We start from the raw sequence: 15,140 nt of genomic DNA on the forward strand, positions 1-15,140 counted from the left end.
ATTATTTCTCCGCTTGAATAATATTTTGTAGGTTATTTTGACGCACCATCCATATTAAAATAGGCGCACCTAATAAGGCTAAAAGAATACTGACAGGGGCTTCGAAAGGTTGCACGACTGCACGTGCAATGATATCCGCGATCAGCAACAACAACATGCCAAATAGTCCGCTATAGATGAGTTGTTTCTGAATACTATGAGCACCAATAGCTCGTGCAAAGTAAGGTGCAATCAAGCCTAAAAAGGCAATTGGTCCTGTTAATGCAACGGCACTTCCAGTTAATAAAACCACAGCTAAAATGCAGAATGCATCAAGTAGTTTCGTATTTAAGCCTAAGCTATTCGCCAGTTGATCACCAACTAAGCTAAGACCTAGAGGGCGTATCACCAATATAGCAATGATGAGTCCGATCGCCATTAAAATCAGTGCAAGACTAAGATATTGAATATCAACGCGATTGAGCGAACCCAAAACCCAAAAACGATAGTCGTCTAAGCCATTTTGGAAACTCAGAAGAATGGCAGCCATAAAACCTTGGAATGTACTGGTGATTGCCAGTCCAGCTAAGACTAAACGTGTAAGTGAGCTATGATCTGTCATTTGACGAGGGGTGATTGCAAAGACCAATAATGCACTCACTAAAGCTCCAATCAGCGCCCAAAAAAATAGTCCTAAGGTATCCATTTGAAGAACGATGGCCAAAACAATGGCAAGAGATGCACCACTATTAATTCCGATTAATCCACTATCAGCCAAAGGGTTTTTAAGCAAGTTTTGAAGGATGACGCCTGAGATCGCTAAAGCTAATCCGACACTCACCGCCGCAATAGTACGTGGAATTCTAATTTCCAATAGGGGAGTGATTGGTTCTAAGGACCATTGACTTAATGCCTGAAGAATAAGTTGCAAACTGTCTGTAAAGTAGGGCTGACCAGCGCCGTACGCGATCGACAAAACAGCGCAACATAAAATAATCAAGCTAAGCACGATTCCCATCAGCGGGAATCGGTCAAGTACAGTTGTAGCATTCGTCAGCATGTTAATTATGGAGATGCTTCAATACATCATCAATGGCATGTCGAGCAGCATGTGGTCCACCTATGCCAGTCCACATAGATGCATCAACCACGAAATAATGCTTGTTTTTTGCAGCATTAAGACGTTGGAATTCTGGTAATTTTTCTAGTTCTGCCAGTTGCTTTTCCGAGTTTAGATGACTGCCAATGATGAGCCAGTCTGCATCAATTTGATCAAAACGCTCTCGACTGATTGGAGGCGTATGGCTTGCACCTGGTTGTTGCTGATGTTGAGGTCGTGTTAAGCCAATATCTTTTAAAATTTGGCTCGCAAATGAATCATTTAACATATAAACAGGTCCATTGGCTGTCCAACGAATGACACTGACTGATTGACCTTGTTGAACATGTAATTTCTGTTGAGCTTCTTGCGCATATTGATCGTACGCTTCTAGAGCTTTTTGGGCTTGTTGTTCTTTGTTTAATAAATGAGCTACCTTTTTGAAACTGTCTTTCCATGGCTCTCCGCGTGCAAAACTGACTGCAGTGGGTGCAATCTGCTGCAATTGATTAATCATTTGTGTATCAATCATGCTTCCAGCAATAATTAAGTCAGGTTGTAACGTGAGAATTTGTTCCATGCTCGGTTGTCCAAAGTTACCGACGGAGGCGATCTGTTGTGTTTCATTTTTGAGGTAATCTGGAAAATTACTTTGACCTCGAACATAACTACTGCCTATAGGTTTTATTCCAAGTGCAATAGCACTATCCAAATCAAGCTCACTTAAAACCACAACACGTTGTGGCTGAACAGGAATCGTAACTTGACGACCTAAAGCATCTTCAATTTGTCGTGTCGTATTTATTTGAGATTCAACCGTCGCTTTACTGTCTCGTGAAGAAGGTTCATTCGACTGAGAGCATGCTGTGAAGAGAGTGACAGCACTCAACATAATTGCAATTTTATATTTCATATCTTTCTACATATTTCATTAAAATAATTCTATTCACTTATTCAATGGCATCCATCACTTGATGGCGTTCCTCATGATAAGCCTCTTCGTTGTGACCTTGCTTCCAATAAGGCACAGCATATAAATTGCTCTTGGGTAACTGGAAGTTTTGTCTCAGTATTTTACGAAGTTCAACCACCGTTGAATTTTCACCCGCCAGTGATACTGAAATATCTTTATTTTTCCAGTCTAAGTTTTGCAAAGAATGACGGATGTTATTATTCAATTCATGAGTGCTGTTGCACCAATGAAGCTTAATGTGTTCAGGTTTATTCAGATGTATTTGGTCTGAATCATCTTCAATCTCGATCCAAACTTCACCATGGGCGTCTTTTGGTAATTGTTCAAGAGAGGCAGCGATCATCGGGATTGCTGAAAGATCTCCAACAAAAATCCAATATTCTGCATCGATTTTAAAACGTGCTGGTCCTCCTGGACCAGCTAGACCTAATAAGTCCCCTGGACTCGCATGCTTCGCCCAATCAGCCGCTATACCAAAATCTTCATGTCTTACAAAATCGATGACTAAAAGTTGCAGTTCTTCATCGAAATCTCGAACAGTATATGTCCGAGTAATTGGTTTCTTTCCATTTGGCCACGTAATTTTGCCTAAAGAATTTCGAAACGGGAGGTCAGGTGCTTGTTGATCAGGGTTCGGAAAAAACAATTTGATGTGCGCACCACCATCACATTTTGCATAACCTGTGAAATCTTCACTTTTAAACCTAATACGCTGTAAATGAGTGGAAATTTGTTCTGTTGAATGGACAGAAATATGTCGAGCTAGAGGAGGAGATTGTGTCGTCATTATTTAATCTTCTGTACTTATCAATGGAGTGAAGATCGTCGATACAGTAATACGTGCGTCAGTCGACAGATTTGAATGGTTATTAATCTAAATCAAACAAATTAAATTTGCAAATGATAATCATTATATTTAATAATCTTTTTGTGCCAAAGTGTAATCACAAAATATGAAGGTTAGGATATTTTGTAAAGCTTTGATTTTATAATGAAAATTAAATATATACGGTTGTCTTATGCAAATCAATGAATCCCATGGTCTATTAACTCGTGCACAACACAGTATGTGGAAAGGACATCATTATCATGGCAGTTATCCTTTTCATACGGCGGAGTGGTTGGTGATTGAGGGACCATTAGATCGAGAGCTTTTTCAAAAAGCAGTTTATCTCACATTAAAGGAAGCTAAATCGCTTCATTGGCGAGCTTTAGTTCAGGGCGAACACGTCTATCGAGTAGATGATGTGACGATACGGAAACCTAGCTTCGTTGATTTATCTCAGCTTGATGAGGAGGAAATTTTAGCGTGGGCTGAAAAAAAAGTAGAACCAGCATTTAATTTAGAATCGGGTCATTTATATGACTATGTGTTTGCACACTTAGGTGAGCAAAAGTATGGATTATTTTTTAAAGCGCATCACGTTGCATTAGATGGCTACGCTTACGGACTGATGATTAGCCGATTTATTGATTATTATCAATCTCTCAAAAATGGTACTGAATTAAAAATTAAAGGGTTCGATCATTATGAAAAGTTTATTGTAGAAGAACAGCACTACCTTCACTCTGAAAAAGCTAAAAAAGATTTGGACTTTTGGAAGGCTAATTTTTCGTATGAGAAAGCCCCTAAGAAACGACTTAAACGAAAATTAAAAGAACCATTTTCACAAGGGCCACGTTATGAAGAGGTAATTGATTGGCCTACACAGCTACAATTAAATGCATTAGCAACTGAATTAAAATTGCCCAGTGCTCTTATCGTTATGGCGGTGATGATGAGTTATTTAATGAAACAGTCTAAAGATCCTCAACAATGCTTTGGGGTACCTTTTATGTCTCGGTTGGGAACTTCATCTATACGTATTCCGTGCTTAGTCATGAATATCCTGCCATTAAGGTTGGGCATTACTGGACAGGAAAACTTAAAAGAAATCATTTTATTATTAACGAGAAGGTTTGCCGAAATTCGACCGCATCAGCAAAGCTATTTTGAGCAAATGCGATTTGTATTAGAAGATTTTGATCCCTATGAAAATATCTTATTTGGACCTATTGTGAATTGGATTCCTTATCCTTTACCTGAACATTTCGAAGGGTGTAAGTTAACAAAAACAACCATATCCGCTGGCCCAATTGAAGACTTTGATACCGCGATTACCAATAAGTTTGTTGATGGTATTGAACGATTGTATCTCGCTGTTGACGGACATAAAGAACTTTATGATGTGCCGAGTCTCAAAGCTTATTGGTATGATTTTATGGAGATGATGAAAACTTGGTTAGCTCAACCAGAACTTGTTTTTGAACAACTTCAAATTCACAAACCACTGCCAGAATAGTCTGGCAGTTTATCCTTTGAATGGGCAATAGGGCTGTTACACGCCTAAAGTTGCTCCACCATCAACCACCAATTCGTGCATTGTGATTTGGCGTGCTTGATCTGAAAGTAAGAATATCACTGCATTGGCAATATCTTCAGCCTCAGCAATCTTTTGTAATGGAATACCATTTCGGAATTGTTCTAGATTTCCGTTGACAATGCCTGCTGGAGGGCGATCCTCAGTCCATAGTTGTTTTTGCATTTGTGTAAGGGTTGAGCCAGGTAAAACTAAGTTACAGCGAATATTGTGAGGCGCGAGTTCCAACGCGAGATTTTTAAAATAGTGACTCACTGTAGCTTTGGTCGTTGCATACAGACCCATATTCATTCTTGGAATGAGGGCTGCATTTGAACTGATGCTCACAATCGCACCTTCTCTGTGAGGAATCATTTGGTGAGCGACCCAACGACTAAGTTCGGCAGGGCCAATGAAATTTATCGACAAATTTTCATGCCATTGTTCAACAGATGTATTTAATAAAGATCCCATTTCTAAGACCCCCACAGCATTCACTAACCCCGTGATCGTGCCTTTAAAAAGTATAGAATTTTCAATGTGCTGAATAATCTCATTGGTCTTACGAATGTCACAGCTGATGTGGTCTAGATGGTTGAGTGATGCTTCAGGAATTAATTTAAAAAGTTCCCATTGATTGATGGCATCAATCCGATCAATTGCGATGACTTGATGATCCTTCTGCAATAGTTGACGACAAATTTCAGCACCAATTCCTCTGGCTGCACCCGTCACGATATATAAACCCATTTAAGTATCCTTTAATTTTATTAACAAATTGAAACGATAATCATTTTCAATTGGGAATAATAATTATTATATTGGTTGCGTTCAACTCCTAGAGGTTGTCCTTTTGTGAATGTTGAAAGTTTGATGCACGCAGTGTGAACAGATAATCGTGAGAACAAATATGTTGCCAATAGAACCGTCAGTTTTTCAAAATATGATAGGCATAAAAAAGGAAGAGTTAATTGAGGAAGATCAACCTGGCTTCGTGTTCGCAACGCCAACGGGGACCATTTCAAGTAAAAAGTTAATTGAACATATCGAATTTGATCGAGCTTCTCATTTAAATTTTAATCAGCAGCAAGCACAGTGGCTCGAACAAGCAAAATCTACACTACAAAAAAAAATCGAATTAACAGCGAATAAAGATCTTATTTTGGTCGGGAGCTTGCCTTTTGATCATCGAGATTTACCAGAAATCTCGATTGCGGAAGCAAAAAACACATTTGTAAATGAGCGCATTGATCAATCTGCTCAGTCTTCTCTTGATGATCAAGTACAAGCGACTCTCATCCCAACACAAGAGGAATACATTGCTGGTGTCGTTAAATTGGTTGAATTGATGAAGTCATCACCGCTAGAAAAAGCAGTGTTGGCTCGGGCAATTGATCTTAAAACCCAACACAAAATTAATATTATTGATTTATTTTACCAGTTGTTGGCCTCTAATCCTGATGGCTACACATTTGCGTTGGCCCAAAACCCAAAACAATCTGGTTGGTTTATGGGGGCAAGTCCAGAACTTCTCGTTGCGAAGCAAAATGAATATTTGTTTAGCCATCCAGTTGCAGGAACATTAGCACGTCATTCAGATCCAACACTGGATCAACAACAAGCTGAAAAATTGCTTGCTTCGCAAAAAGATCAGCATGAACACGCCGTCGTCATCGAAGCCATTGCAGATCAACTCTCTCCCTTGTGCAAAACGCTCAATATCCCAAAATCACCTTCACTGATTAAAACAGAGGCGGTTTGGCACTTGGCGACCAAAATTCAGGGAACGTTGAAAGATCCAGAGCAACATATCTTTGATGTGGTCTCAATTTTACATCCAACGCCAGCAGTCTGTGGACAACCAGCCCCTATGGCTCGCCAGTTGATTTCGGAACTAGAGCCTTTTAACCGTAACCTTTTTGCAGGAACCATGGGGTGGTGTGATGCCCGAGGGAATGGTGCTTGGGCAGTGAATGTACGTTGTGGGCGTATCTTTGACCATTATGCTCGTCTTTATGCGGGTGCAGGAATTGTTGAAGCTTCACAGCCGAACAGTGAACTGTCAGAAACCATCGTGAAATTTAAAACGATGTTAAATGCATTGGGTTTAGATTCTCAGCACTTAAATCATGGGGGAATAAAATGAATGCGAATGTAAATGACGAGTCTTTACTCTGGGATGGCATCGTGCCATACCCAGAAGAATTCGTAGAGCGGTACATTCAAAAGGGATATTGGAAAGGTCAAACCATTTCAGAGTTTTTTCAAGAATCAGCCCAGAAATTTGCCAATCAGGTGGCATTGATTTGTGGTGATCGCCAGTATTCTTATCAAGAGCTGAATCAAAATATTGAACAATTTGCAGTCTTCTTGACTAAACAAGGCTATGGGCTGGCAGATGCTGTTGTGATTCAAATGCCAAATATAGCAGAGTTTTTTATTGCTTATTTTGCAGCTTTGCGGATAGGGATGCGACCAGTGATGAGTTTACCAGCACACCGTCATGCCGAAGTAAGTCATTTTATTCTGCAAACAGATGCCAAATTGTATATCTGTGCAGATAAGCATCTAGGCTTTGATTACAGATCCTTAGCGCAAGAGTGCCAGCGCAGATGTCCGACTTTACAGCAAGTGATTGTCGTTGGTGATGCAGGCGATTTTGATCCTTGGCCGAATCTTGCATCGTTTAAAAATCATATGGTTTCAAAGCCCAAATTAACGGCTCGCCATGTGGCTTTTTTTCAACTTTCAGGGGGCAGTACTGGCACACCGAAACTTATACCAAGAACACATGATGACTATTTGTATAGTGTTCGTGCCAGTGCAGATATTTGTGAACTTGATACAGAAAGCCGTATGCTTATGGTGCTTCCAATAGCACATAATTTCAGTATGAGTTCGGCTGGTTCATTGGGGCTATTTTATGCAGGTGGAACACTTATTTTAGCGAAAGATCCTTCTCCCCAAACTGCATTTCCACTCATTGAATCGCACTATATCACGCATGTTGCTCTTGTACCTGCATTAGCAGCAACATGGGCTGAAGCTGTTCAAAATGGCGCAACAAATATTTTTAAAAAATTAACGACCTTACAGGTCGGTGGAGCAAGGTTGCCAGATGCTTTAGCTGAAAAGTTGATTGATCAATACCAATGCCGATTACAACAAGTATTTGGTATGGCAGAAGGCTTGGTGAATTACACGCGTTACGATGATCCGAAAGAAGTCATTATAGGTACCCAAGGTTCCCGTATAAGTCCAGATGATGAAATAAAAATCGTCGATGAGGAGGATCACGAGCTGCCATTGGGTGAGGTGGGGCATCTTTTAACTCGCGGCCCTTATACCATTAGAGGTTATTATCGGGCTTCAGAACATAATCGAAGTGCTTTTACCTTAGATGGATTTTATCGCACTGGTGATTTAGTACGATTAACGCCAGAAGGCAATATTATTGTTGAAGGACGAAGTAAGGAACAAATTAATCGTGGCGGTGAAAAAATCGCGACGGAAGAAGTCGAACAGGTTTTAAATCAACACCAACAAATCATCTTGTCTGCCTTGGTTGCACAACCAGATCCAAAGTTAGGAGAAAAAAGTTGTGCATTTATTCAATGGCGACCTAACGATCAAGATGCATCAGAAACAAGGCTGAAACTGCAAATTAGACAATTTGTTCAAGTATACGGTCTGGCGACCTATAAGATCCCAGATCGCATCGAATTTATTGAAGAAATGCCTTATACGGCATTGGGCAAAATCGACAAGAAACAACTCAGAAAACGCCTCACCGAAGACACGATTTAACTAAGGAAATAAAATATGGCAATCCCACGTATTGCAAGTTATCCCATGCCATCTGCTCAAGATTTTCCAGTTAACAAAGTTGATTGGACTTTAGATGCGTCACGGTCGGTTTTATTGGTACATGATGTTCAGCAATATTTTTTAGATTTTTACGATCAGACCCAAGCGCCCATTCCCACATTAATCCGAAATTGTAAAGCCCTTATTGATCAGGCACATGCACTAGGAATTCCAGTCTATTACACCGCACAACCTGGAGATCAGACGCAAGAACATCGTCAACTATTAACGGATTTTTGGGGTAAAGGTTTGTCAGCTGATCCAGCATTGACCAAAATTATTGATCCACTTCAACCAAAAAATGAAGACACCGTGCTGACAAAATGGCGCTATAGCGCATTTAAAAAAAGTGATTTTGAGCAGCAAATCAAACAAGCCAATCGCGATCAATTAGTGATTTGTGGAGTATATGCCCATATTGGTTGCTTATTAACAGCTGCCGAAGCATTTATGTTGGATATTCAAGCATTTATGGTGGGTGATGCCTTGGCGGATTTTAGCCGAAAAGAACATGATCTTGCACTAAAGTATGCGACTGGGCGCTGTGCAAAAGTCATGGATACTCAGACTGTGATTAACGCCTTAGGTCAGGGGCAATGATCATGAATGAATTAAGCATGATTGAGTTAAAAAATATGGTCGCTCATCAATTGAATTTACCTGTAGATGAAATTCAGCAGGAGGATAATTTATTTATGTTAGGACTTGATTCAGTCAGTCTTATGACGCTGGTTGGATTGCTACGTGAAAAAGGCTTTCAAATTGAATTTCAAGATCTGGTGGAGGAGCCAACGTTGAATGAATGGAGTGATCGTCTTAGATTGGATAGAGATTAATGTAAGACTAATGTGCATACCTTGAAAATCAACATATGCACAATCAACGGCCCTAGCCAAAGTACTTATAGCCAAAGGCCATTTTCGTTAAATTATTCGCTAACGTGAGTGGATCTTACATGCAATTAGAAAAATACTATTCTGATCAACAATGGAAAAAAATCCAAAATTTTGCCGAAACAAAGCAAAGCCCTTTTTTAGTTGTTGATTTAGATCAAGTGCAAACTCAATTTATTGAGTTGCAGAATAGCTTTCCAAAAGCCCATATTTATTACGCAGTGAAAGCAAATCCAGGTCGTGAAATTATTCATAAACTTGATCAACTTGGCTCATGTTTTGATGTTGCATCAATTTATGAGTTAGACAAAGCGCTTGAATGTGGAATTCATCCAGATCGTATTTCATACGGTAATACTATTAAAAAAGCTTCAGACGTTGAGTATGCTTACCAAAAAGGAATCCGTTTATTTGTCACCGATGCGGAAGCAGATCTCGCACAAATTGCCGAATTCGCACCGAACTCTAAAGTCTTTGTCAGGGCAATGGTAGAGTCGGGAGGTACAGCAGATTGGCCACTGTCACGTAAATTTGGATGCCATCCAGATATGGCGGTTGATTTAATGGTGAAAGCTAGACAATTGGGTTTAATACCCTTTGGCGTGTCATTCCATGTCGGTAGTCAGCAACGTGATGTCACTGTATGGCGTTCAGCTTTAACGATAGTGAAGCAAATATTTAATACTTTGAAAGACCAATACGGTATCAGCTTACAATTAATCAATTTGGGTGGTGGTTTCCCAGCACATTACTTAGCTGATGTTGACAGTATCCAAAGTTATGCGCATGAGATTCAACGCTATCTCGATGAACACTTTGATGATCAGGTGATATTATTTTTGGAGCCAGGCAGATCATTGGTGGGTAATGCTGGAGTGATTGTTTCAGAGATTGTTCTTATCGCCAATAAATCAGCACATGATGATAAACGATGGGTCTACACGGATGTGGGCGTCTTTAATGGACTAATTGAAACTTTAGGTGAGATGATCAAATATCCTATATACACACCTAAAATGCATTCAGCACCTGAGCATTCAAGTGTTGTGCTTGCAGGCCCGACCTGTGATTCTACTGATATCATGTATGAAAAAGTGCCTTATCAGTTACCTAAAAACTTGAGCATTGGAGATCGACTCTATTGGTTAAGTACTGGAGCTTATACAACCTCTTATGCTTCGGTCGAATTTAATGGTTATCCACCTTTAAAAACGTTCTATTTAGATTGATTTAAGGAATGGTGCTATGTGGTTGGTAGTCAGTCGCTCAAGCTGCGAGCCACATAGCCTAACCCTCCCAGAAGCGTTATCATAATGCTAAAATCTTGATGGGTAGGCTCATGAAAATCGTTGCAGATGAAAATCTCGCATTCACAGATTATTTCTTTTCAGAATTTGGCGATATTGATAATAAAGCTGGTCGTACCTTAAAGCATGAAGATGTGGTCGATGCTGAAGCCTTATTAGTACGTTCTGTGACGAAAGTGAATTCTGCGCTCATTCAAAATACTGCATTAAGCTTTGTTGGTAGTGCAACGATCGGAACAGATCACTTGGACATTCCAGCAATTGAACAGCAAAATATTCAATGGTCAAATGCTGCAGGATGTAATGCCCAAGCTGTTTCTGAATATGTTATTACGGCGTTATTAGCTCTAAATCCTCATTTGCTAGATGCAGAACAAGATTTCACTTTAGCCATTATTGGACTGGGTAATGTCGGTTCACGACTCGCACATATGGCGAAATTATTGGGATGGAACGTCATTGGGGTTGATCCTTTTGTACAAAGAGCAGATATTCAGCAAGTCACTTTAGATGAAGTTTTTTCGAAAGCAGATGCAATTTCTATCCATGTGCCATTAACCACTTCAGGGATGCATGCAACCCGACATATGTTTAATGCTGAGACCTTAAAAAAGCTTAAACCATCTACATTTTTAATTAATTCTGCCCGTGGTCCAGTCATTGAAGAACAGGCTTTGATTGCAGATATTCGAGCAACAGGTCGTAAAGTTGTACTAGATGTCTTTGAGCATGAACCAGTCATTACGGAAGAGTTACTGGATCTTGTGCAATTGGTGACACCTCATATTGCGGGGTATAGTCTTGAGGGTAAAGCGCGTGGTACCCAGATGATTTATGATGCTTTCTGTCAGCATTTCGGCCATCAACCTTTAAAACAGTTCGAAACCCAATTGCCTACATGTGAACAATATTTTAACAATAGTGATCTCAAGCACACGCTGAAAACTCAATTAAACCATATCTACGATATCTTTAGAGATGATCAGAACTTAAGAGCATGCCTCAAAGATGGGAAAGTAGATCAAGCCTCATTTGATCAATTACGCAAAACCTATCCATTACGCCGTGAATGGGCTGCTCATGGAGGGCCGCAAGCATGACTGACTCTCTGAGCTATTTACCAACTTGCGATTTTGCTGCCATGAAAGCCAGAGCGAAGATGTATCAACAGATTCGCCAATTTTTTTTAGAACGTGATGTTTTGGAAGTGGAAACTCCAATTTTATCTCATGCTGGAGTAACCGATGTCCACTTGGCATCAGTTGAGGCAAGCCGTCATGTGCATGGTCATTTGAAAAAGCACTATCTTCAAACTTCACCAGAATTTGCCATGAAACGCCTGTTAGCAGCAGGAGTAGGGCCAATTTATCAAATCTGTAAAGTTTTTCGTGATGATGAACATGGCCGTAAACATAACAGTGAATTTACCATGCTTGAGTGGTATAGACCTGATTTTAGTCTCAAAGACTTGATGTTTGAAGTTACAGATTTACTCAATGTCACTTTGGCACATCGTTTTGGCGAAGTGCGACCTACGATTTTAAGTTATAAACATGCATTTATAGATCGCTTAGATCTTAATCCACTTAAATCCACATTAGAGGAATTAAAGGATTGTTGTAATCGTGTTGGGTTAAATCTAGATCTGGGTGATGATCGTCTAGGATATATCGACCTGTTATTTTCGCATATGGTGGAACCGAGCTTAGGTTTTGATACGCCTGTATTTTTAACGGATTTTCCACCAGAACTTGCATCTCTTGCAAAAACTCGAGTTGATGAAGATGGGGAATTGGTTGCAGCACGTTTTGAGCTTTACATTGAGGGCTTAGAGTTAGCAAATGCTTATGATGAGTTGATTGATGCAGATGTATTGCGTTCTCGTTTTGAAGCTGATAATGCTGAACGCGAAAAATTAGGCTTAGATGTTATGCCAATAGATGAAAATCTCTTAGCCGCATTGCCTAAAATGCCAGAATGCTCAGGTATCGCATTAGGAATCGATCGTTTACTGATGGTGGCAACAGAGAAAATGAAATTAGAGCAAGTGATTACATTTCCTGCTGATCGCTCATAAGATTTTTTATCCTCAGGATAATGGACGATCTTGAGGAGCTAATATTTTGACAAATGTCGTGCTATACGCTTTAAAACCGTGATTTAAATAAAACTGATGTGCAGGTAATCGTCCAGCACGATTACCACTACTGACCACAATTTTTTGAATACCTTGTTGACTGGCTATATGTTCAACGTGAGCCAACAGTTTTTGACCAATCCCTTTATCGCGATGCGCCTGATCTACAATGAGTACTAGAATGCGAAAATACGGATCAGCACATTCACATGATATTTCTTCAACAAAACCAATATATGCGACAACTTGTCCATGATCGATAAATACTAGGGTTGTATAACGCTCCTGGGCTTGCAACCTCATCAAACGTTCTTTCATAACTTCTGTTTGAGTTGGATAGCCGAGTTGGGTAGTCAATTCAGCGATCGCTGCAACATCATGGTTTGAATCTACAGGTCTAATCAGCATTGTCGTGGCTCTTAAAAACATGATTTATAAGTATGAATTGAAGTATGTTTAAATAATCTAATCTTTCATGTATTTTGTTTAGATAAATTTAATATTTTATCTTCTAATATTCGATTTAATTCATCTTTCCAACGTGAAGTTTTAAAAAAAATAATCATAGGCGACTATATGTCTTTTTCTATATTTATATCCTTTGTTCTATATTCATTTGTGACATCCATAACACCTGGACCTAACAATTTGATGGTCGCAACTTCAGGAGTGAACTTTGGACTCCGTGCGACTTATGGACACATTTTAGGTGTAGCAATCGGTTTTGGGGTCATGGTGATTTTGGTTGGTCTAGGAATTGGTACATTACTGAGCCAAAATCAATTGGTTTACGAAATTCTAAAGTTGATCGGTATTGCTTATTTAATCTATTTAGTGATTAAGATTGCTAAATCAGGCTCAGTTGAATTAGATAAAACTCAAGCGAAACCCATTACTTTTTTGCAAGCTGCATTATTTCAATGGGTCAATCCAAAAGCTTGGATTATGGCAATGGGCGCGGTGACGACTTATTTAGCTGCAGGCAGTGAATTTTATTGGTATATCATTTTGGGTGTTGTGTTTGGGTTAGTCTGTATTCCATGCACGGGAGCTTGGGGAATACTCGGAGAAAAATTACAAACTTTGGTGCGTACGCCACAGCATCTAAAGATCTTCAATTACAGTATGGCGCTATTATTAGTGGCTTCGATCATTAAACCAATGATTGATTCTTTTAAATATTTTCAACAATCATTCTTTTAAAATACGATTACCTCCTGAGCTTCAGGAGGTAAATATTATGTATTTACAATGGATTGATATTTTTCTCGGTGCATTGACAAAGCTTCAATTCTTTTTTGGATCAGCATTTCACCAATATCAGGGCCTTTGATCTCAGGCGGTAAATCAGATGCTTTAATTGAACGAACAATCTGTACTGCATCTAATACATATTTTGCTTGAGGATATTCACGGTCTTCGAGACCTAAGCGACCTTTGGCATCACATTCACATGCTTGTACAAAAGCCTCAACACGTTCAGGACGGCGTAATACATCTAAACGTTGTAATAGACGCCAAAGTGTTCCTGGTTTTAATGTAAACGCCTGATGGCATTTAAGATGTTCTTTGCACACCGCAATAGCCAATTGTTTGGTTTGGGTCGGAACTTTAAGACGTTCACATAAATCAGTCACGGGCTGAACACCACGTTCCTCATGCATGATATGGCGAGGTAACTCATCTTTAGGCGTGAGTGCTTTACCCAGATCATGCACTAATACTGCGAAGCGTACATCCATCGAGTAGTCTGCTTTACAAGCTTGTTGTAATGACATCAAGGTATGAATACCACAGTCAATTTCAGGATGGTATTCAGGACGTTGTGGTACACCAAATAATGCTTCGATTTCTGGAAAGAGGATTTTGAGAGCATCACACTGACGAAGGACTTCGAAGTAAATATCAGCATCACGTTCCATTAAAGCACGAGAAGTTTCTTTCCAAACACGTTCAGGCGTAAGTGCTTGCAATTCACCAGAATCAGCCAAATTTTTCATTAAGGCTATGGTTTCTTCAGCTACTTTAAAACCATACTGATGATAGCGAGCTGCAAAACGGGCAACACGCAATACTCGTAGTGGATCCTCTGCAAAGGCATCAGAAACGTGACGTAAAATGCGTTGATTCAAATCTTGATGACCATGATAAGGGTCGAACAACTCACCATCTTCATTCATGGCCATTGCATTGATGGTCAAATCACGACGAATTAAATCATCTTCAAGGGTTACCGAGGGATCGGTAAAAAATTCAAAGCCATGATAACCATGCCCAGATTTACGCTCAGTACGAGCGAGGGCGTATTCATCTTTAGTTTCGGGATGTAGAAATACAGGAAAATCTTTACCAACAGGTTGGAAACCTTGGTTTAAAAGTTGTTCTGGTGTTGCACCGACAACGACATAATCTTTTTCGTGATAGGGGTGTCCGAGCAACTGATCTCGCACTGCGCCGCCTACTAAATAAACTTGCATAAAAAACCT

General features: G+C 39.7%; 15 protein-coding genes. 9 read left to right on the plus strand and 6 right to left on the minus strand.

Annotated features, from left to right (window positions below; genetic code table 11):
- Position 1 precedes the first annotated feature (1 nt).
- Genes AC1M84_RS00490 through AC1M84_RS00500 form a run of 3 tightly spaced genes read right to left on the minus strand, consistent with a single transcriptional unit; the run spans position 2 to position 2,838 of the window.
- Positions 2 to 1,039, minus strand: coding sequence for a FecCD family ABC transporter permease (locus AC1M84_RS00490; protein WP_481594166.1), 1,038 nt, complete (start codon positions 1,037 to 1,039; stop codon positions 2 to 4).
- 1 nt (position 1,040) lies between these two features.
- On the minus strand, positions 1,041 to 1,991 hold the full coding sequence (locus AC1M84_RS00495) for an ABC transporter substrate-binding protein (RefSeq protein WP_092765986.1): 951 nt from the start codon (positions 1,989 to 1,991) through the stop codon (positions 1,041 to 1,043).
- Positions 1,992 to 2,028: 37 nt separating this feature from the next.
- A complete protein-coding gene (locus tag AC1M84_RS00500; RefSeq protein ID WP_481594167.1) occupies positions 2,029 to 2,838 on the minus strand; it encodes a siderophore-interacting protein in 810 nt (269 codons plus the stop codon).
- Positions 2,839 to 3,070: 232 nt separating this feature from the next.
- On the opposite strand from AC1M84_RS00500, the gene AC1M84_RS00505 reads away from it, so the two are divergent.
- Positions 3,071 to 4,393 (plus strand): condensation domain-containing protein, encoded by a 1,323-nt coding sequence (locus tag AC1M84_RS00505; RefSeq protein ID WP_481594168.1) that lies wholly within the window; start codon positions 3,071 to 3,073, stop codon positions 4,391 to 4,393.
- Between the two features lie 36 nt (positions 4,394 to 4,429).
- Here AC1M84_RS00505 and AC1M84_RS00510 read toward each other — a convergent pair whose 3' ends face one another.
- Positions 4,430 to 5,200, minus strand: coding sequence for an SDR family oxidoreductase (locus tag AC1M84_RS00510; protein ID WP_481594169.1), 771 nt, complete (start codon positions 5,198 to 5,200; stop codon positions 4,430 to 4,432).
- Positions 5,201 to 5,360: 160 nt separating this feature from the next.
- Between AC1M84_RS00510 and AC1M84_RS00515 the strand changes: the two genes are divergently transcribed.
- The 7 genes from AC1M84_RS00515 to epmA all read left to right on the plus strand — a co-directional run bounded on the left by AC1M84_RS00515 (position 5,361) and on the right by epmA (position 12,594).
- Positions 5,361 to 6,596: an isochorismate synthase gene (locus AC1M84_RS00515; RefSeq protein ID WP_481594170.1), complete on the plus strand. Its 1,236-nt coding sequence runs from the start codon at positions 5,361 to 5,363 to the stop codon at positions 6,594 to 6,596.
- A complete protein-coding gene (locus AC1M84_RS00520) occupies positions 6,593 to 8,257 on the plus strand; it encodes a (2,3-dihydroxybenzoyl)adenylate synthase (RefSeq protein ID WP_481594171.1) in 1,665 nt (554 codons plus the stop codon). Before AC1M84_RS00515 ends, AC1M84_RS00520 begins: the two co-directional genes overlap by 4 nt.
- Before the next feature lie 15 nt (positions 8,258 to 8,272).
- Positions 8,273 to 8,917 carry an isochorismatase family protein gene (locus AC1M84_RS00525; protein ID WP_481594172.1) on the plus strand — a complete coding sequence of 215 codons (645 nt, stop codon included), beginning with the start codon at positions 8,273 to 8,275 and terminating at the stop codon, positions 8,915 to 8,917.
- 2 nt (positions 8,918 to 8,919) lie between these two features.
- A complete protein-coding gene (locus AC1M84_RS00530; RefSeq protein ID WP_481593149.1) occupies positions 8,920 to 9,153 on the plus strand; it encodes a phosphopantetheine-binding protein in 234 nt (77 codons plus the stop codon).
- 119 nt (positions 9,154 to 9,272) lie between these two features.
- Positions 9,273 to 10,439 carry a type III PLP-dependent enzyme gene (locus AC1M84_RS00535; RefSeq protein ID WP_481591300.1) on the plus strand — a complete coding sequence of 389 codons (1,167 nt, stop codon included), beginning with the start codon at positions 9,273 to 9,275 and terminating at the stop codon, positions 10,437 to 10,439.
- A 110-nt stretch (positions 10,440 to 10,549) separates the two neighbouring features.
- The gene (locus AC1M84_RS00540) at positions 10,550 to 11,617 is read left to right on the plus strand and encodes a 4-phosphoerythronate dehydrogenase (RefSeq protein ID WP_481594173.1); all 1,068 of its coding nucleotides are present in this window, start codon (positions 10,550 to 10,552) and stop codon (positions 11,615 to 11,617) included.
- On the plus strand, positions 11,614 to 12,594 hold the full coding sequence (gene epmA, locus AC1M84_RS00545) for an EF-P lysine aminoacylase EpmA (RefSeq protein ID WP_481594174.1): 981 nt from the start codon (positions 11,614 to 11,616) through the stop codon (positions 12,592 to 12,594). Before AC1M84_RS00540 ends, epmA begins: the two co-directional genes overlap by 4 nt.
- Before the next feature lie 12 nt (positions 12,595 to 12,606).
- Here epmA and AC1M84_RS00550 read toward each other — a convergent pair whose 3' ends face one another.
- Positions 12,607 to 13,062, minus strand: a complete 456-nt coding sequence (locus AC1M84_RS00550) for a GNAT family N-acetyltransferase (protein WP_481594175.1) — start codon at positions 13,060 to 13,062, stop codon at positions 12,607 to 12,609.
- Positions 13,063 to 13,230: 168 nt separating this feature from the next.
- Between AC1M84_RS00550 and AC1M84_RS00555 the strand changes: the two genes are divergently transcribed.
- A complete protein-coding gene (locus tag AC1M84_RS00555) occupies positions 13,231 to 13,857 on the plus strand; it encodes a LysE family translocator (protein WP_481594176.1) in 627 nt (208 codons plus the stop codon).
- 35 nt (positions 13,858 to 13,892) lie between these two features.
- Here AC1M84_RS00555 and AC1M84_RS00560 read toward each other — a convergent pair whose 3' ends face one another.
- Positions 13,893 to 15,131: a multifunctional CCA addition/repair protein gene (locus AC1M84_RS00560; RefSeq protein WP_035266499.1), complete on the minus strand. Its 1,239-nt coding sequence runs from the start codon at positions 15,129 to 15,131 to the stop codon at positions 13,893 to 13,895.
- Between the last annotated feature and the right edge of the window lie 9 nt (positions 15,132 to 15,140).

The organism is Acinetobacter sp. 24-47-66 (assembly GCF_056779755.1).